Source organism: Bradyrhizobium sp. USDA 4353 (assembly GCF_054063215.1).
The window spans coordinates 7,460,742-7,478,046 of record NZ_JBSSGB010000001.1; the positions used below are offsets into that span (position 1 = coordinate 7,460,742).

Genomic DNA, 17,305 nt, shown 5'->3' on the forward strand with positions numbered 1-17,305 from the left:
CCACGGCGCGTCATTCCCGATCTGCCCCGATCTTTGCATGAAGCATGCCGTGAACCGGTGATGCCACGCGCGATGTCGGCTTGGAGACAATGATGGCTGCGATGAAGCTCTACATGACGCCCGGCTCGTGCTCGACCGGCATCCACATCATCCTCGAAGAGCTCGAGGAGGTGTTCGAGGCTTACATCGTCAACCTGCCGGCCGGCGACAATTTCAAGCCCGACTACGTCGCGATCAATCCGAAGTCGACCATCCCCGCGCTGGTGCGGCCGGACGGCGGCGTGCTGACCGAGGTGCCCGCGATCGCCTATTGGCTCGGCCGCTCGCGGCCGCGCGCCAGGCTGTGGCCGTCCGAGCTCGAGACCGAGACGCGGTTGCTCGAAGCCATGACCTACATCGCCGGCACCGTGCACGGCCATGGCTTCGCACGCATCTTCGCCACGCCGACCTTCAGCCGCAACCAGGCCGATCAGGAGTCGGTGCGCGCGCTCGGCCGCAACATCGTCGTGAAGGGCTTTGCGATCCTGAGCCGGATGCTCGGCGAGCAGCCTTATCTCGGCGGCGACTTCTCGGTCGCCGATCCGATCCTGTTCTATGTCGAATTCTGGGCCGACAAGACCGACATCGCCCTGCCCGCCAATCTGCTCGCGCACTACCGGCGGATGCTGATCCGCCCGGTCGTGCAGCGGGTGCTGCGCGAGGAAGGTTACAATCCGGCGACGCTGGGACAGACCGACCGCACTTAGCGGATCTACTCCGCGGCCTCCACGAGCTGCTCGTGATCGCCGAGGTCGATGCCGCGGAAGATGGCGCAGCGGCGGAAGACCGCAATCGTCGGCCGGACGCTCTTGTGGTGGCAATATTTGGCGACCAGCTTGGCCAGGCCCTTGATGTCGCGCCCCGACGCGCCGGGGAAGGTCTCCACCAGTTGCGCGATCACCGCGGTCTCGACCGTCAGCCCGAACTGATCGCACATCACCCGCCAGATCCGGCCCCGCGCCTCGGCGTCCGGCGCCTGGAACTTGATCAGCGCGATGCAGCGCGAAACGATCGCTTCATCGATGTCGTCGATGCGGTTGGTGGTGAGGAACAAGAGACCGTTGAAATATTCGAGCACGCGCAGGAACACGCCGACGACGGCGTTCATCGTCATGTCGTCCTCGCGCCGCTTGATGTAGACATCGGCCTCGTCGATCAGCATGACCGCGCCCCAGCGCTGCGCGCGCGTCAACGCATCCTTCAGCGCGCCCTCCATCGCCGCGACATTGAGACCGAGCTGGCCGGAATGCACGCGATAGAGCGGCCGGCCGATGATCTCGGCATAGACCTCTGCCGTCAGCGTCTTGCCGACGCCGGGCGGGCCCGCGCACAGCACAGTGGTGCCGCCCGACTTGCCGGCGACGATGTCGTCCATCAGCAGGTCCATCTCGGCGGTGAGGATGTCGATCAGGTCGGTCTGCTCCTCCGGCAGCACCAGCTTCTGCTTCAGCTCGGGCTGATAGGCGTAAGGCGTCATGTCGTCGGCGTGCACCCAGAGATAATGGTGCAGGTCGAGATGGAACATCAGCATGTACGGATGCACGGGAACGCGGCAGAAGACGCCTTTCGGGATCGCCGCCTTGGACTCCTCGACCTCCTGCTCGGCATCGTAGAGATTGCTCTTGGCCGCCTTGCGCAGATATTGCCCGAGGATGTCGCCGGTCACCTCCAGCGTCAGCGCACGCTCGGTCAGGATGCCCTCGTCGTTGACGAGCCGCGCCGAGCCTCCGCCGGAGGACAGCACGATGACGTCCTTGCGCGACCAGTCCATGTCGCGATGCGACGCGTTCGGATCATCCGCGAAAAAGCCGATGCCGCGGCCGGAGAACTGCGCGCCATACCGTCCGCGCCAGGCGAAGTAGCGCTCGGCGGTCTCGTCATGAGCGGCGATCAGCTCGGGCGTTTCCTTGAGAAAGCCCTTGGCGGCGAAGATCTCGGCCACGGTCCGGCCGACGATGTCGCCGACGGAGATCCGTAGCGTCGATGTCGTGATCGCGCCCTTGGCGTTGGCCTTGAGCTCGATGAAGACGCGGCCCGCCTCGTCGTTCGACGGCGCGGTGTAGTCGAGCCGGGTCACGACATAAGGCAGCGGCCGGCTGGCGACGTTGGCGGTAAACATCCAGCCGCGGATGGCGCCGGAGATCAGATAGCGTGCGATCGCCGGCAGCACCTGCTCGAGCTCGTTTTCCGCAAAGCGCGTGCCGGAATCGCTGAAGGCGCGCTGCAGGGTTGCGATATGCGCGGCGCGGGCGTGCCATTCGGGGCCCGCCTGCTGGTAGCTGTCGCGCAGGAAATCGAGCTCGGCGGTCGCGAGCTGCGCGAGGTTGACCTCGACCTTGTCGCCGAAGCGTAGCTGCTCCGTCAGCGAGGCGAGATGCGGAAAGGCGGTCGCCATCGCCTCGATGATCGGACGCTCGATCTGCAGCTTCATCGCTCGTCCCTCATCCGTGCCTCGGTCACGACGACACGCTCGTCGGCTGCCGGGCCGCCTCGCCCTTCGCCAGCAGCAGGCGATTGGCGGCGAGCGAGAACTCCTGCCAGGCGGCGGCGATGTCGCGCAGGATGGTCTGCACGTAGTCCTTCGACGGCTTGTGCTCGAACGGGAAGTTCGACAGCGCGCAGGAGGTGCGGTTGAAGGCTATGGCATCGTCGAGCAGCGACTGCATGACGTCGCGGAACGGCCTCTGGATCTCCGGCATCAGCGCCGAGCGGCCGCGCTCGACCGCGACGTCGCGCATGTCCAGGGTCAGCGCATCCAGCACCTGCAGCGCCGCCGCAAACACCTGCTCCATCGCGCCGAGCACGGCGAGCTGCGTCAGTTGCTCGCGCTGCTGCGTGGCGAGGCTGCGGTTGAGCCGCTGCCGGTAATCGTCGAAGGCCGCATCGCGTTGCGCTGTGACCCAGGAGGCGAACCAGGCGAGGCTCGTGGCGTTGCCGGACAGCCCCTCGCCGACTCCCGCCGCGCGCCCCGAGGTCTCGGTGGCAGCGCACGCGAGCGCCCGCTCGATGCGCCTGGCCGCGTTCACGGCGCCTTCGAGATAGCCGGCGGCATGGCTTGCGGTCTCGGCGCCGCCGAGATGCAGCCGTCCTTCCCACAGCGCGCGCCGCAGCATCGGATTGGCAATCTCGCTGTGCTCGCCGCGCGGCGTGGTCCGATCCAGCGCGCTGCAGGTGAAGCGCTCGGTCGCCCAATCCTGGTAGTGCTGCTCGCCGCCGTCCAGCGCCGCGCCGAACAGCTGCACCATCTGGCTGTCCATCAACATCGGCAGGCCGACGTTGAAGGCCTCGCGCAGATCGGGCGAAAACGCGAGGAAGCCGCCCAGCGCGGCGCGGTCGCCGCCCTCGTCGCAGGCGTCGTAGATCTCGCCGACCACGGCCTGCTCGTGACTGACGAAGGCGTTGCCCGACTGGCCCTTGTCGCGCCAATGCGCCTGCTGATAGGCGATCACGACCTTGGCCTGCGCGGCCATCCAGGTCTCGGCGTTGCGCATCGCCTCGAAGGTCGCATCATCGAGCGCCGGAAAGAAGCCGACATGATCGATCAGGAGCCGCGGCGGCAGCGCCAGCACGGCGCGCTTCGCCTCGATGGCGACCGACTCCGTCTCGGTGGCGAAGATCAGCCGGACATGCGTGCCGCAATCGACGATGCGCATCAGCTCATGGCCGAGATGGATGGTGGCCGGCGGCAGCTCGCGCGCCAGCGCCTCGATCAGCCGGGCCATGCCGCCGGACAGCCGGCGCGCGCCCTGGTGGACCGGTGGGCCGCTGATCTGTTCCGCCGTCTTGTCGGCCTCCTTCAGGTGAAGCACCGTGCCGTCGTCATGCTGGGCGAAATGCGACAACCCCAGCTCGGCGATCAGGCCGGTCAGCAGCGGCTGGGTCTCGGGCCAGAACCAGGTCGGACCGAGATCGAGCGCGAGCCCCGCTTGGCTCCTGGCCGACAGCACACGGCCGCCCAGGCGATGTCGGGCTTCGAACAAGGCGAACGTGCCGCCGCGCTGCTGCAGGCTGCGCGCGAGTGCCATTCCGCACACTCCGCCGCCGACAATGGCCGTTTCAAGCATGACAGGACCCCGATTGATGCGTTGCGATGTCATCTCGACGAGGTCTTGCAAGAAGCTTGCAAGTTTTTGTGAGCCCAGCGTGTGCGATTCCAAACATTGCTTGATTTTCGCAAGGGGCTGTCCCACCTCATCCCGATGAGCGACGAGAGCCAGATCCTGGCCGCCAATGCGGCCTTCTACGCAGCCTTCGCGGCCGGTGATTTCCCCGCGCTCGCCTCGCTCTGGGCCGATCGCGACGGCATCTCCTGCATTCATCCGGGCTGGCCGGCGATCGTCGGCCGCGCCGCCGTGATCGGCAGCTGGCGCGACATCCTCGGCAATCCGAGCCGTCCGCAGATCGTCTGCGCAGATCCCCACGCGATCGTCGACGGCGATCACGGCCACGTGCTGTGCATCGAGCTGGTCGACGGCGCTGCTTTGGCCGCGGCCAATCACTTCGCGCGGATCGATGGCGGCTGGCGCATGGTCCATCATCAATCCAGCCCGATCGCGCAGCTCGCAACGCCGGACGATGATACGGACGGCCACAGCCTGCACTGATCGTCGTGCGTTTGGCACGAAACTTGATCTGCTCTCCCTGACCGGCAGCAATGTCGGAGATTGTTGATTGTCGAAGCGTCGGATACGGCCGGATCTCCGTATTCGCGCGAGGTCACCGCGCGCTGCCAACAGCATCGCGCAGGCCACCGTGAGACATCGGACGGGAGACGGAGATGGCACGCGTACTGACCGCCTATTTGAAGCGCAGTGATGTGCCGGCCCGATCAGCGCTGCAGCAGGCCATCGACCGTCTGCCCTTCGCGCTCACGATCGACCATGACTATGCGCCGTTCAAGACCGACGGCTATCTGCCGTGCACGCTCGACGGCGAGGATTCGGGTTTCGATCTGCGCTTCGCAGACTGCTCCGCGCTCCGCAACGACGCGCGCGACGTCATGATGACATTCAAATGGGGCGGCGATCCGCGCGAACAGGCGGCAGCGCTCGCGGTGTGCGCCGCTCTTGCAACGGCCTTCGGCGTCATCGTCCAGCGTGACGGCGCCATACTCTCACCCGACCACTTGCTCGAACAGGCGAAGGGAGCACTGGTATGAACATGACGGCTCCACTTCAACCCACCGCGATTCATGCCGTGCCGGCCGAGTTGTGCGACTGCGGCTTCCGCGTGCTGATGATCCGGCAGTTCAATGTCGGCGCCGTGCCGCCGGCCTTCGCCATCATCGACCAGCGCATCATGCGCATGCCGCAGCGGCTCGGTCGCCACGGCGTCTCGTTCGCCGCGACGTTCCTGCCCGAGGTGATGTCCTGGTTGATCGAGCATCTCGGCCGGCCGTCGCTGCACGACGAGACCGGCCGCTCCTATCGCAATCCGCGCTGGCCGGTGGTGTGCTGGCATGATCGGGAACGCTATTGGCCGAGCGGCGCCGTCACGGTCGAGTGGTCCGCGGAGGTCGCGTTCCAGGATCACGCCTCATGGATGGCCTTCCGCACCCATTGGTCGGAGAGCCTGATGGGACGGAATGCCGCCCCCGACACGACGATCGGAGAAGCGGTGCCGCGTGACCTGCATGATGCGGAAAAAGAATTTTCCGACGCTGCGTTTCAGCGAGCATGATTTGTCAAACTGCATCCGTGCCGCGACCGGCTCTGTTCGATGACGGTCGCAGCATGTTAGCTTTTGAGTGATGCAATCGCGCGGAGACTGTGATGCGCTACGTCTCGTGGTTCGGCGTCTGGCTTGGTCAATTGCGACCGCAACGGCGGACTGGGTCCGACGCGATCCGGCGCGAGCTCATCGTCCGGCGTCCGGCCGGCGAGCTGTCGCAGGAGGACCTGTTCTACATCGCGATGCTCGGTCCCCACGTCTGAGCAGATAAGAGCGTCTGAGCGGATAGCAGCGTCCGAGCGAATATCAGCGCTCGCATCCTTCAACACCACACGAGTCCCCGACATGACCGACATCGCGCGTCTCCGCGACTTCGTCGCCGACACCGCACGCCTCGTCGCAACCACGACACAGGAGTCCGAGCTGCTGGCCGTCCTTGCTCCCAGACTGAAGGAGCTGGTCACCCATGACGACTGGCTGCCCGAGGCCTACGCCGTGGCCGACGGCCACCGCTACCGGCAATATCTGCTCTATGCCGATCCGCTGGACCGTTTCTCGATCGTTAGCTTCGTCTGGGGCCCGGGCCAGGGCACGCCGGTGCATGATCACCGCGTCTGGGGCCTGGTCGGCGTGCTGCGCGGCGAGGAGAGCTCGGTGAGCTATGCGCCGGGGCCGGACGGCCGCCTCCACGGCGAGCCGCCGGAGCGGCTGCGGGCTGGACAAACCGCCGCGGTGTCGCCAAGGATTGGCGACATCCACGCCATCTCCAACGGTCTGGCGGACCGCTCCTCGATCAGCATCCACGTCTATGGCGGCAATATCGGCCGCATCCGTCGCGCGGTGTATGATCCTGCCACCGGCGCCGCCAGCGACTTCATTTCCGGATATTCGAATGACAGCGTCCCCAATCTCTGGCCCGACCGCAACGCTTGATGACGTCGCAGTCATCACACCGACCGAGCTGCGGCGACGCTGGCGCGCTCAGGAAGAGGTGGCTCTGCTGGATGTCCGCGAGGAGGGTCCCTACTCTCTGTCGCATCCGTTCTTCGCGGTGTCGCTGCCGCTGTCGCAGATCGAGCTGCGTCTCCTCGATCTCATCCCGCGGCTGACCGCCCCGATCGTCGTTTATGATGACGGCGAAGGCTACGCCGCGCGCGCCGTGCCGCGCATCCGCGCACTCGGCTATACCGATGTGAGCGTTCTCGAGGATGGGCTATCGGGCTATGCGCGGGTCGGCGAGGTGTTCCGCGACGTCAACGTGCCGAGCAAGGCGTTCGGCGAGCTGGTCGAGGCCATCCGGCATACGCCGTCCTTGTCGGCTGACGAAGCCAAGGCGCTGATCGAGCGCGAGAGCAATCTCGTCGTGCTCGATGCCCGGCGCTTCGAGGAATACCGCACCATGAGCATTCCGCGCGGCGTCAGCGTGCCCGGCGGCGAGCTCGCCTTCCGGGCGCGCGAGATCGCGCCGTCGCCGGACACCACGATCATCGTCAATTGCGCCGGACGCACGCGCTCGATCATCGGCACGCAGTCGCTGATCAATGCCGGCCTGCGCAACAAGGTGTACGCGCTGCGCAACGGCACGATCGGCTGGACGCTCGCCGGCCATCAGGTCGAGCGCGGCAGGACCGCGCGCATGCTGGAGCGGCCACAGGCGAGCTACGCGGCGGCGCTGGCCGACGCCAAGGCGTGGGCCGAGCGCGTCGGCGTCAAGGTGCTCGATGCCGCGACCTTCGCGCGCTATCAGGCCGAGGCCGGCACGCGGACGCTGCATTGCCTCGACGTTCGCACGCCCGAGGAACATGCCGCCGGCCATCCGGCCGGCTTCGCGTCGGCGCCGGGCGGTCAGCTGGTGCAGGCGACCGACGAATGGGTCGCCGTGCGCGGCGCGCGCCTGGTGCTGTTCGATGATGACGGCGTGCGCGCGCGCATGACTGCGTCCTGGCTGACGCAAATGGGCTGGGATGCATCGATCATCGGGCCGGATGTGGTGGCCGCCACCGAGACCACGATCCGCGCGCCGCGCCGTCCGGCCCTGCCGGACATCGGCACCGCGGCGATCGATGTCGCCGAGCTGGCGGCCAACCGGCACGCGTGGACGATCATCGATCTCACGCGCAGCCCGAGCTACAAGGCCGGACACATTGCGGGCGCGCATTTCGTCCTGGCATCGCGCTTCGCGACGGATCTGGCGAAGCTGCCCGGCGACGGCCCGCTGGTGCTGACGAGCAGCGACGGTGATGAAGCCGCCTTCGCATTGGCCGACGCGCGCCTTGCGACGACGCGGCCGCTGCACGTGCTCACCGGAGGCACCCGGGCGTGGACGCAAGCCGGCCATGCGCTCGAAACGGATCGGCAGTCGTGGATCTCGCCGCCCGACGATGTCTACAAGCGCCCCTATGAGGGGACCGACAATGCCGCCGAGGCGATGCAGGCCTACATCGATTGGGAGCTGCAGCTCGTCGCCCAGCTCGCCAACGACTCGGTCTCGAACTTCCACGTCGTGTAGTTCGACAATGGAGGTGGGCACGTGCCGCCTCACGGCGGCGCTTCGCCCACCCGACGTTCAAATCGCCGTCGCGTCAGAGCTGCACCGGAAACAGGTGGTTGATCGCGACCAAGATGACAAGCAGCACGATGCCGAGGCCGAGGCTGTAGCCGATCAGCTTCTTCTCGATCGGCAGCAGCGGCTCGACCTCGCGGGCCGCTTCGGTCTTGAATTCGGATGACGACATGACAACTCTCCCGGTCAGCTGGCGAGCGGCGGCTTGAAGCCGCTGAAGAACAGCCAGGAAATCAGCAGCCCGACCCAGATCACGAAGCCGAACAGGCTCACCACATAGACCGCCGCGAGCTTGGCGAAGCCGTCCTGCCACAGCCTCCGGAAGTCGGAGAGCACGCCGATCGAGAAGAAGGTCAGGATGAAGAAGATCACCCGGAACACGTTGGCTTCGTTGGCCGCCGCCGGCAGCGCCTTGGCGACGTCCTGAGACGTTCCGGTCGCGAGCCACAGCGAGATCGCGAACACCGCGACGAAGCCCAGGATGAATTTCGGAAAGCGCTCCCAGATCTCGCCGACCTTTGCCCTGTCGCTGCGCGGCGTGATGTGGTTGGTCCAGATGTAGCCGAGGATGAAGGCCCAGATGCCGATGAAGATGTCGATGAAGACCTTCACCGTCGCCGTCGTCGCGAGGATCCATCCAGGCTGATACTTGATGCCCTCGGCGGCGGCCTTGGCCAGGATCAGCGACTCGGTGATGCCGCCACCCGCGACGGCGGCGCCGTCGGTCTTGATGGCGAGGCCCATCCAGGCTCCTGCGACCAGCGGCTCCTGCCACAGAAAGGTCTGCGCCAGGAACGGCAGGATCAGGATCTCGACCACCGCGAACACAACAACGAGCGACGACACCAGGATCGGCACCGACGGCCGCGCGCGGATGGCCCCGCCGGTGGCGATCGCCGCGGCGACGCCGCAGATCGAGATGCCCGAGGCCAGCGGCACCGACCATTCGCGGCTGAAGCCGAACCATTTGCGGGCGACGAAATACACTACCGACCAGTAGATCAGATAGGCCTCGATGATCGCGGCGACGCCGCGCAGCAGGATCGACGAGGCGAGATTGAGCCGGCCGGCCGCGGTCACCGCAATGGTCGCGCCAAGGATGACGATTGCTATCTTGATGTAGAGCTCCGGCCGGATCGCTTCCTTCAACCATTCGGCGAAGCGCGGAAACACGTTTGCAATGACGAGGCCAGAGGCAAGCGCGACGATGAAGCCGCCCTCATTGGTCAGCTTCAGCGACCAAGCGATGCCGAATTTCTGCTGATCGGCCGGTGTAACCACGGCGATATAGGCGTAGCTGCCGACGATCCAACTGGCATAGGCGATGGCGAACACGACCGTGAAGGCGAGCATGAAACGCTTGATGTTGCCACCGAGGGCCGCGACGCCTGCAGTGAGAACGACCAGCAGCGACGCGTAGGTCACGACGAGCGAGCCGAGACCGCCGAGCGCCGCGTAGCCCTTGGCGACCGGCGCCAGCGCCTTGCCGAGATCCGTGTAGACCGAGGTGGTGACCGCCCAGCCGAGCAGATCGATGCCGCCCAGGCCGAACAGAGAGAGCGCGAAGACGAGAAAGCCGAGCACCAGCGCCAGCCAGTCCTCCGTCAAGCTTCCCTTCGAGACGGCCTGCCCGGCCTGACTGATTGCAACATCCGACATCGATCTTTCCTCCCGCGCGACAAGCCGCGCGGCCAGCGCCAATGATGCCGCCATCAAAGTCGTGTCGTGGGAAAGTCGCAATCTTACAGAATTTCTTTCTTCCCAAGAACTGGAGTATAATCACATTCCGTTAGACGCCGAACGTGGCAAATTCTTGCTTTCGCGTCCGCACCTGGCACGCGAGGACGTCCGCGCCCGCGCCATCAGCACCGGCCATACTGGAAACGGTGCTAAGACACGAACATGTCGAGGCGGCCGGGCTGCAGCGGCGGGGCGTCGGCATATTGCGGCAGCGCCCAGCGGCGGATGGCGTCGAACAGCAGCGGCGGCTGGATCGGCTTGGTGACGTAGTCGTTCATGCCGGCGGCGAGATAGGTCTCGCGCTGGCCGACCAGCGCGTTGGCGGTCAGCGCGATGATCGGAACATGGCGCTCCGCGCCCGGCAGCTGGCGGATCGCCTGGGTTGCGGAGATGCCGTCCATCTCCGGCATCTGCACGTCCATGAGCACGAGATCGTAGTGTTTCTCGGAGACCGCCGCGACCGCCTTGACGCCATTGTCGACCATGGTCGGTCTGTATCCCTGCTTCACTAGCAGGCTGTGAATCAAGGTGGCGATGATCGGGCTGTCCTCGGCGACGAGAATCTCGAGCGGACGGTCCGCTGACAGCATGACCGGCTCGCCCTGGAGCAGCGGCTCCTCGCCGGGCTGGCACATGGCTTCGAACCAGAAGCGGCTGCCGCGGCCGGGCTCGCTGTCGACGCCGATGCTGCCGCCCATGATGGCGCAGAGCTGCTTGCAGATCGCGAGCCCCAAACCGCTGCCGCCATATTTGCGCGAGATCGAGGTGTCGGCCTGAACGAACGGATCGAAGATCTGGGCCTGGATCTCCGCCGACATGCCGATCCCGGTGTCGATCACCTCGATGCGGAGCACGATCGCGCCGTCGCCCTGCTCGTGATGAGCAGCACGCAGCTCGATCGAGCCCTGCTCGGTGAACTTGATGGCGTTGGCGGTCAGGTTCAGCATCACCTGCCGGATTCGCGTCGGATCGCCCTTGAGGAAGCGCGGCAGGCCCGGCGCCAGGCTGACCGTGAGATCGAGACTGCGCTTCCTGGCCTTCTCACCCATGAAAGAGGCCGCGCTCTCGACCAGGTTCGGCACATCGAAGTCGATGCATTCCGATTGCAGGCGGCCCGCTTCGAGCTTGGAGAAGTCGAGGATGTCGTTGATCACCTCGAGCAGCAGCTCCGCGGATTCCTTGGCGAGCACTGTGTAGCGCTTCTGCTCCTCGGTCAGCGAGGTCCCCCGCAACAGTTCGATCATGCCGACCATGCCGCTCAGCGGCGTCCTGATCTCGTGGCTCATGATCGCGAGGAAGTCGGACTTGGCGCGGTTGGCGGCTTCTGCGGCATCACGCGCGGCGCGCAGCTCGGCCCCGGTCGCCTCCAGTTCGCGCGTCTGCCGCTCGAGGTCGGAACGGATCGCTTCGACATAAGCGAGCTTCTGCTCGAGCTCCGCCTGGACCGTCTTGAAGGCGGTGATGTCGGTCATCAGACAAACGGTGCCGCCGTCTGAGATTCGGTGATCGACGCTCTGGATCCAGCGTCCGTTGAGCTCGCGATGCTCGACCATCCGGCTGCCGCCGAGGTGCCAGGCGCGCTTGCGCGCGAGCCAGTCCTCAAATCCGTCGCCCTTTGGACGCATCAGCCCGTGCTCATGCGCCTTGCGCAGCACGTCGGTGAACGAGATGCCGGGCCGCATCAGCGACGCCCAGCCCGGAAACATCTCCCGGAACCGCGTGTTCGACAGCACGAAGCGGTCGTCCTTGTCGAACAGCACGAATCCCTTGGTCAGCGCCTCGATCGCATCGACCAGCAGCTGCCGCGCCTGATCGGCGGCGATCTCGGCGAGCTTGCGCTCGGTGATATCCTGGACGATGCCGAAGCGTTCGCGGAAGCCGCTGCCGAGGTCATCCATCGGATCAGCTACCACGCGGATCCAGCGGATCTCGCCGTCCGGACGGACGATGCGCAGGTCCTGCTTCAGCGCGCCGCCGGTTGCGCGCGCGCGATCCCTGGCGCGGATGTAGTTGCTCACGTCCTCCGGGTGGATGATCTCGGCCATGGTGGCGAAAGAGATGCTGGGCGACGGCTCCAGGCCGGTGATCTCGAACAGCTCCTCCGACCAGACCGCGGAGTCGTCGTCCTCCACGGTCATCCAATGGCCGAGGCGGCCGACCCGTTGCGCTTCGTTGAGCAGCTTCGTCGTCTGCGCCAATTGCTCGTTCTGCCGCCGCAGGGCCTCCGCCATCGCCAGCGCCTGACGGCTGTTGCGAATCAGCATCGACGTCAGCACCACCATGATGGTGATGGCGGCGACCGCCAGCATCAGCAGCGCGACGATCCAGTCGTGTTGGAGATCTGTGATCTGCTCGACAGCCATGATGGTGAGCGAGGCGGTCACGACTGACGTGACTACCGTCCGGAGCATTGCGCGCGGCTCGGCGGCAACCGGCGCTTGCCGCTGGCCACCGGTGATATCAGCGAGGGACACGGCGCGCGTATCGTTGGAGTCTGCGGGGCTCATACGTTTTCCGCGGCTCGCGTCAGCGCATCGGTCGTGGCGCCGATGGTCTCGCCCAGGAGCGGCAGATACGCGGCAATCTCCTCGGCCGTGGCCAGATCGAGCTCGATCATCCGCGCCAGCTCGGCCAGCCGTGCGGCACCGAGGCTCGACGATGAGCCTTTCAGGACATGGGCCGCCTTGCGGACGTCAGGCAGATCGCGGGCCGCGAGCGCGGCCTCGATGGCGGCGAGCCCCTCGTCGGCGGCGGCGGGAAGTGCGGCGAGCATCGCCCGCAGCTCGGCCGGATCGAGCGCGGCTTGCAGCAGCTCGAGCTGGTCCTGATCGATCAGCGGGACGTTGGCGACGACCGTCACGTCACCGTCCTCCGCAGGACGCTCGTCGCCAGCTGCGTCGTGGCGCGATCGCGCACGGCCTCGACGCGAGGGCGCGAGCTCGCGCGCCGGTCGAGGCACACGATCGTCGTGTCGTCGGGCAGCGGGCAACTGTCAGTCATTCCGGCCGTCGCGCAGAGCCGCTGGATGACCTCCTGCGGCGTGAGCGCAGGTCCGCAAGCATCGAGCGCGGCCTGCAGGCCGTCGTCGCCGATCCGCCCTCCGCTCGCATGCGGAAACTCGGAAAGACCGTCGCTGAACAGCAGCAGCAGCGAGCCCGGCGGAAACTTGCGCCGCGAGGTGCGATAGCGCACGCCGCGCTCGACCCCGAGCGGAAAGCCGCTGCTGTCGCAGAGGCGCGCGCGACCGTTCGCTCCCTGGACGAGAAGCGCCGGCGGCGCGCCCGCGGAGGCGCATTTCAAGACGCCGGCGCGATGATCGACGACGACATACATGAACGTCGCGAATTGTCCGACGCGCAGCAGGCGGACGAGACGCTCGTTCAGCATCGACAGCAATGCGCCGGGATCGTCGTGCAGGCCCTTGTATTCATGGATCAGCGCATGCAGACGAAACGTATTCAGGGCCGCATTGATGCCGTGGCCCGTGAAATCGGCGAGAAAGATTCCGAACGCGCCATTGTTGATCGGCAGCATGCCCCAGAGATCGCCGCCAAGCTCCGAGGACGACCTGTTGTAGCTCGCGATCCGCAACTCGGCCGTGCGGGCCGCCCATTGCAGGGTGATGGGATCCGGCAGCAGCTCGACCTGCATGCGGCGGGCCGCTTCGAGCTCGCGCGAGATGCGCTCGCGATAGTCGCGCAAGGCGCGCAGCGAGTTCCAGCGCTCGAGATGCACGACGACGCGCGCGATCAGCTCCGACGGGTTGATCGGCTTGGACAGGAAATCCGAGGCGCCGGCGGAGAACAGCTCGCCCATCCTCTTGCGATCGACGGTGGCGGTCTGCACCAGGATCGGCGCATCGGCGAAATCGGGCTGGGCGCGGATCTGGCGACAGACCTCCAGCCCGCTCATATCCGGCATCTGCATGTCGAGCAGCAGCAGGTCGGGCCGAAAGCGGCGCACCTGCTCCATCGCCGACAGCCCACCCTCGGCAAACTCGATATTGGTGAACTTCTGCCCGCGCAGCACGCCGGCGACAAGGCGCCGGCACAGCGGGTCGTCGTCGGCGATCAGGATTCTTGCGTCCTCGAGCCCTTCCGGCACGACCCGCTCGTCGACCGCGGTCTCGGCCGTGTTCATGACCGGGCTCATCGGTGAAACTCCAGCCGCACCGTCGTGCCGCCGTTCAGCACCGTGACCGCATCGGAGAAGACCTGGAGAATCTCGAGCCCGCGTCCCGAGGCGCCGTCCTCGGCTGCCGGGCGCACGCCGCTGTAGTCATAGCCGTCGCCGCTGTCGCGGATCGTGATCTCGACGCAGGTTGCAGTCCAGGCCGCATCGAGACGGATGACGGCGCCGCCCATCTCAGGCGAATCCAGCCTGCTCTCGATGATCTCCTGCGCCGCGATCAGGCCATCGAGACTGCCGCGCAGCTCGCCGTCGATCCGCAGATTGCCGTGGAGCACGGCATTCATCAGTGCTTCCTGCGCCGCGCTGTAGATCCTGATCCTGAGATCCTCGGTCAGCGGCAGCCGCGTGCGCAGCGCCTCCACGAACGTCCTCACGATCGAATGGCGATAGGCGGAGCGGGTCGTGACGACCAGGCTCAGGCGATCGCCGCCGGCCGGCCCGCCGTCACGACCATCGCCACAACGATCGAGGAGGTCGGCTTCGATGCATTGCCGCACGGGAGATGCGAGCGCCGCCGTCAGCGTCTCCTCGGAGACGCCGTTCCAGCACGAGACGAGCGCATCCGCGTCAACCGGCTCATCGACCGACACGCACATCGGACGTCACTCCTCGACCTTGAAGAGCGTGTTGAACTTGGTGACCGAGAACATGCGTTTCACCTGGCCACTCGGGCGGCGGAGGATCAGCTCCCGATCGCTCTTCTTCGCCTCGTCCCGCGCCAGCAGCAGCATGCCCAGTCCGGCGGAGTCGATGAAATCGAGCTTCGACAAATCGATCACCACGGACCTGCCGGGAGACGCAAAGATCTCGGTGACCATCTGCTTGAAAGGGATATGGTCGGTGAAGGTGAACTCGCCGCTCATGGCAATCTGTCCGCCCGCCCGATCGATCTGCATCTGCATGAAAGCCTCCTAGAAGAGTTCGACCGTTCCGGTCTCGGTTTGAGCAGCGGCAACATCGCCGTGATCGACCGGCTGCTTGCCCTCGATGATCTGCGCGACGAACCGCGACCTCAGCTCGCCCAGCGTGAAGCGATCGAGCATCGCCTTCACCCACTCATTGTCGGTGGTCGTCTCGATCACAGGCGTATCGAGCGTCTCCGCCGTGGTCGTCTTCAATTCGTCGAGCGCCTCGTCGACCACGCGCAGCGTATCGACGACATGCTCGAGCCGCTGCCGCGTCCGGTCCTGGAACTGGATTCCGGTCACCATGCCGGCGACGTCGGCGGAGATCACCTCGGCCTCCCGCATCGCCTCGGCGACCACCTCGGTCAGGTTGCCGCTGCGCTGGATCAACGCATTCATCAGCACCTCGAGCCGGTCCTTGGCCATCAGGTTCTGCGACATGTCGATGGTCGCGACGCGCTGCAACGTCGCATGGCCGTTGGCGATGCCCTCGGTGACCGCCTTCAGCTCGGTGTCCATGTCGACCGACAGCCGCTGCGTCGCGCCCGAGAGCTCGCGCACCTCGCCGGCGACCACCCGGAAGGCCGCGCCCGCCGTTCCGGCCCGCTCCGCCTCGATCCGGGCATTGAGCGCTAGCATGTTGGTGATCTTGTTGATCTTGTTCAGCTCCTCCATGCAGCTGTCGACGCGGTTGACGTTCGCGTTGAGCTCGCTCAGCGCGTAGACCATCGACATGGCGTCCTTCGACAGCAACAGGATCTTCTCGACGACGTCGCTCAAGGTCTCCTCGAGCAGGCCGGCAATGCGGTCGATCGCCACCGCCTCGCCGTCGACCTCGATGCCGATCGCAAGCTTGCTCAGGCTCTCGACCCGTTCGGTCTGCTGTCCGGCGCAGACCGCCAGACGTTGAAACCGGCTGCTCAGATTGTCCGCCTCGGTCTCCACGACGGCGGAGGTGTGTTTGATCTCGCCGACCAGCGTCCTGATGACGCGCTGCTGCATCCCGGCGAACGACATCCACCGCTGCAACAGCTCGTCATGCTTGGATCCGGACTCCGGGGCCAGCGGCGCCGGCGGCTCGGGATTTGGGGGCCGTGCTGCTGCTGCGCTGCTCTGCTTCCAACCGAACATCGGCTACACCCTGACGCCGCGGCCAGCGAGCGACTCGCACCGCCTCAGCACCTGATCGGCAATCTTGTTAAGCGGCAGCTCGGTCTCGACCGCCCCGCACTCGCGCGCCGCCTTCGGCATGCCGTAGACGACGCAGCTCGCCTCGTCCTGTCCGATCGTCGGCGCGCCGGCCGAACGCATCTCCAACAGACCGACCGCACCATCCCGCCCCATGCCGGTCAGGATGACACCGACCGCGTTAGGCCCGGCCGCATGCGCCACCGACCGGAACAGAACGTCCACGGAGGGCCGATGCCCGGAGACCGCCGGCTCGTCATGAACACGGCAGACATAGTTGGCGCCGTTGCGCGCGAGCTCCATGTGAAAGCCGCCCGGCGCGATATAGACGTGGCCGGGCAGCACGCGCTCGCCGCTCACGGCCTGCTTCACCGTCACGGCGCAGAGCTGGTTCAGCCGGCTGGCGAAGGACGCAGTGAACATCGCCGGCATGTGCTGCGTGACGACGGCCGCCGGCGCATCCGAAGGGAATGCCATCAGGAGCTCCTGCAGCGCCTCGACGCCGCCGGTCGAGGCGCCGATCGCAACGATCTTCTCCGAGGAATTGTAGGAGACGCCGGGCCGCTGAATCGGCGTGACCTGCTCCCCCGGCCGGGCGCGGATCTTTGCCGTCGCCGCTGCCTTGACCTTGCTGACGATCTCGTTGCGCATGGCCGGCAGGCCCTCCACCAGGCCAATCACGGGCTTGGCCACGCAATCGAATGCGCCCATCTCCAGCGCGCGGACGGCGGTGTCGGCGCCCTTCTGCGTCAGCGACGAGATCATCAGCACCGGCATTGGACGCAATGTCATGATCTTGTCGAGAAAGGCGAGGCCGTCCATGCGCGGCATCTCGATGTCGAGCGTCAGGACGTCGGGGTTCAGCGACTTGATCATGTCGCGCGCCACGATCGGGTTCGGCGCAGCACCCACGACATCGATTCCTGGGTCACTCGACAGAATGTCGGTCAGAACCTGACGCACGAAGGCGGAGTCGTCGACGATCAGAACGCGAATGGCACTCATATGC

18 protein-coding genes are annotated in these 17,305 nt (G+C 66.2%); 7 read left to right on the forward strand and 11 right to left on the reverse strand.

The features are described from left to right. The first annotated feature begins 101 nt into the window (after window positions 1–101). The gene (locus ACVILH_RS33580; RefSeq protein ID WP_456717157.1) at window positions 102–746 is read left to right on the forward strand and encodes a glutathione S-transferase family protein; all 645 of its coding nucleotides are present in this window, start codon (window positions 102–104) and stop codon (window positions 744–746) included. Between the two features lie 5 nt (window positions 747–751). On the opposite strand, the gene ACVILH_RS33585 is transcribed toward ACVILH_RS33580, so the two are convergent. Together ACVILH_RS33585 and ACVILH_RS33590 are read right to left on the reverse strand one after the other, a co-directional pair. Next, window positions 752–2,470 (reverse strand): ATP-binding protein, encoded by a 1,719-nt coding sequence (locus tag ACVILH_RS33585; RefSeq protein ID WP_456716726.1) that lies wholly within the window; start codon window positions 2,468–2,470, stop codon window positions 752–754. 25 nt (window positions 2,471–2,495) lie between these two features. Further along, window positions 2,496–4,103, reverse strand: a complete 1,608-nt coding sequence (locus ACVILH_RS33590) for a flavin monoamine oxidase family protein (protein ID WP_456716727.1) — start codon at window positions 4,101–4,103, stop codon at window positions 2,496–2,498. Between the two features lie 135 nt (window positions 4,104–4,238). On the opposite strand from ACVILH_RS33590, the gene ACVILH_RS33595 reads away from it, so the two are divergent. From ACVILH_RS33595 to ACVILH_RS33620, 6 genes are all read left to right on the forward strand, one after another. Continuing rightward, complete coding sequence (locus ACVILH_RS33595; RefSeq protein WP_456717158.1) at window positions 4,239–4,643, forward strand: nuclear transport factor 2 family protein; 405 nt, start codon at window positions 4,239–4,241, stop codon at window positions 4,641–4,643. A 173-nt stretch (window positions 4,644–4,816) separates the two neighbouring features. Beyond that, window positions 4,817–5,197 carry a hypothetical protein gene (locus ACVILH_RS33600; protein WP_456716728.1) on the forward strand — a complete coding sequence of 127 codons (381 nt, stop codon included), beginning with the start codon at window positions 4,817–4,819 and terminating at the stop codon, window positions 5,195–5,197. Between the two features lie 2 nt (window positions 5,198–5,199). Then, window positions 5,200–5,718: a hypothetical protein gene (locus ACVILH_RS33605; protein ID WP_456717159.1), complete on the forward strand. Its 519-nt coding sequence runs from the start codon at window positions 5,200–5,202 to the stop codon at window positions 5,716–5,718. A 92-nt stretch (window positions 5,719–5,810) separates the two neighbouring features. Beyond that, the gene (locus tag ACVILH_RS33610; RefSeq protein ID WP_456716729.1) at window positions 5,811–5,972 is read left to right on the forward strand and encodes a hypothetical protein; all 162 of its coding nucleotides are present in this window, start codon (window positions 5,811–5,813) and stop codon (window positions 5,970–5,972) included. 82 nt (window positions 5,973–6,054) lie between these two features. Next, window positions 6,055–6,642 carry a cysteine dioxygenase gene (locus tag ACVILH_RS33615; RefSeq protein ID WP_456716730.1) on the forward strand — a complete coding sequence of 196 codons (588 nt, stop codon included), beginning with the start codon at window positions 6,055–6,057 and terminating at the stop codon, window positions 6,640–6,642. Further along, window positions 6,602–8,218 (forward strand): rhodanese-like domain-containing protein, encoded by a 1,617-nt coding sequence (locus tag ACVILH_RS33620; protein ID WP_456716731.1) that lies wholly within the window; start codon window positions 6,602–6,604, stop codon window positions 8,216–8,218. Before ACVILH_RS33615 ends, ACVILH_RS33620 begins: the two co-directional genes overlap by 41 nt. 73 nt (window positions 8,219–8,291) lie before the next feature. Here the strand turns inward: ACVILH_RS33620 and ACVILH_RS33625 are convergent, their stop codons facing one another. The 9 genes from ACVILH_RS33625 to ACVILH_RS33665 all read right to left on the reverse strand — a co-directional run bounded on the left by ACVILH_RS33625 (window position 8,292) and on the right by ACVILH_RS33665 (window position 17,301). Continuing rightward, window positions 8,292–8,444, reverse strand: a complete 153-nt coding sequence (locus tag ACVILH_RS33625) for a hypothetical protein (RefSeq protein ID WP_456716732.1) — start codon at window positions 8,442–8,444, stop codon at window positions 8,292–8,294. A gap of 14 nt (window positions 8,445–8,458) precedes the next feature. Next, window positions 8,459–9,931 (reverse strand): putative sulfate exporter family transporter, encoded by a 1,473-nt coding sequence (locus ACVILH_RS33630; RefSeq protein WP_456716733.1) that lies wholly within the window; start codon window positions 9,929–9,931, stop codon window positions 8,459–8,461. A 230-nt stretch (window positions 9,932–10,161) separates the two neighbouring features. After that, a complete protein-coding gene (locus ACVILH_RS33635; protein ID WP_456716734.1) occupies window positions 10,162–12,519 on the reverse strand; it encodes an ATP-binding protein in 2,358 nt (785 codons plus the stop codon). Then, window positions 12,516–12,872 carry an Hpt domain-containing protein gene (locus tag ACVILH_RS33640; protein WP_456716735.1) on the reverse strand — a complete coding sequence of 119 codons (357 nt, stop codon included), beginning with the start codon at window positions 12,870–12,872 and terminating at the stop codon, window positions 12,516–12,518. Before ACVILH_RS33640 ends, ACVILH_RS33635 begins: the two co-directional genes overlap by 4 nt. Then, on the reverse strand, window positions 12,869–14,164 hold the full coding sequence (locus ACVILH_RS33645) for a PP2C family protein-serine/threonine phosphatase (protein ID WP_456716736.1): 1,296 nt from the start codon (window positions 14,162–14,164) through the stop codon (window positions 12,869–12,871). Before ACVILH_RS33645 ends, ACVILH_RS33640 begins: the two co-directional genes overlap by 4 nt. Further along, on the reverse strand, window positions 14,161–14,799 hold the full coding sequence (locus ACVILH_RS33650) for an ATP-binding protein (RefSeq protein WP_456716737.1): 639 nt from the start codon (window positions 14,797–14,799) through the stop codon (window positions 14,161–14,163). The genes ACVILH_RS33645 and ACVILH_RS33650 overlap by 4 nt, the downstream gene beginning before the upstream one ends. A gap of 6 nt (window positions 14,800–14,805) precedes the next feature. Beyond that, window positions 14,806–15,105 (reverse strand): STAS domain-containing protein, encoded by a 300-nt coding sequence (locus tag ACVILH_RS33655; protein WP_456716738.1) that lies wholly within the window; start codon window positions 15,103–15,105, stop codon window positions 14,806–14,808. 9 nt (window positions 15,106–15,114) lie between these two features. Then, window positions 15,115–16,239 (reverse strand): methyl-accepting chemotaxis protein, encoded by a 1,125-nt coding sequence (locus tag ACVILH_RS33660; protein WP_456716739.1) that lies wholly within the window; start codon window positions 16,237–16,239, stop codon window positions 15,115–15,117. 3 nt (window positions 16,240–16,242) lie between these two features. Continuing rightward, complete coding sequence (locus ACVILH_RS33665; RefSeq protein ID WP_456716740.1) at window positions 16,243–17,301, reverse strand: protein-glutamate methylesterase/protein-glutamine glutaminase; 1,059 nt, start codon at window positions 17,299–17,301, stop codon at window positions 16,243–16,245. Window positions 17,302–17,305: the final 4 nt, after the last annotated feature.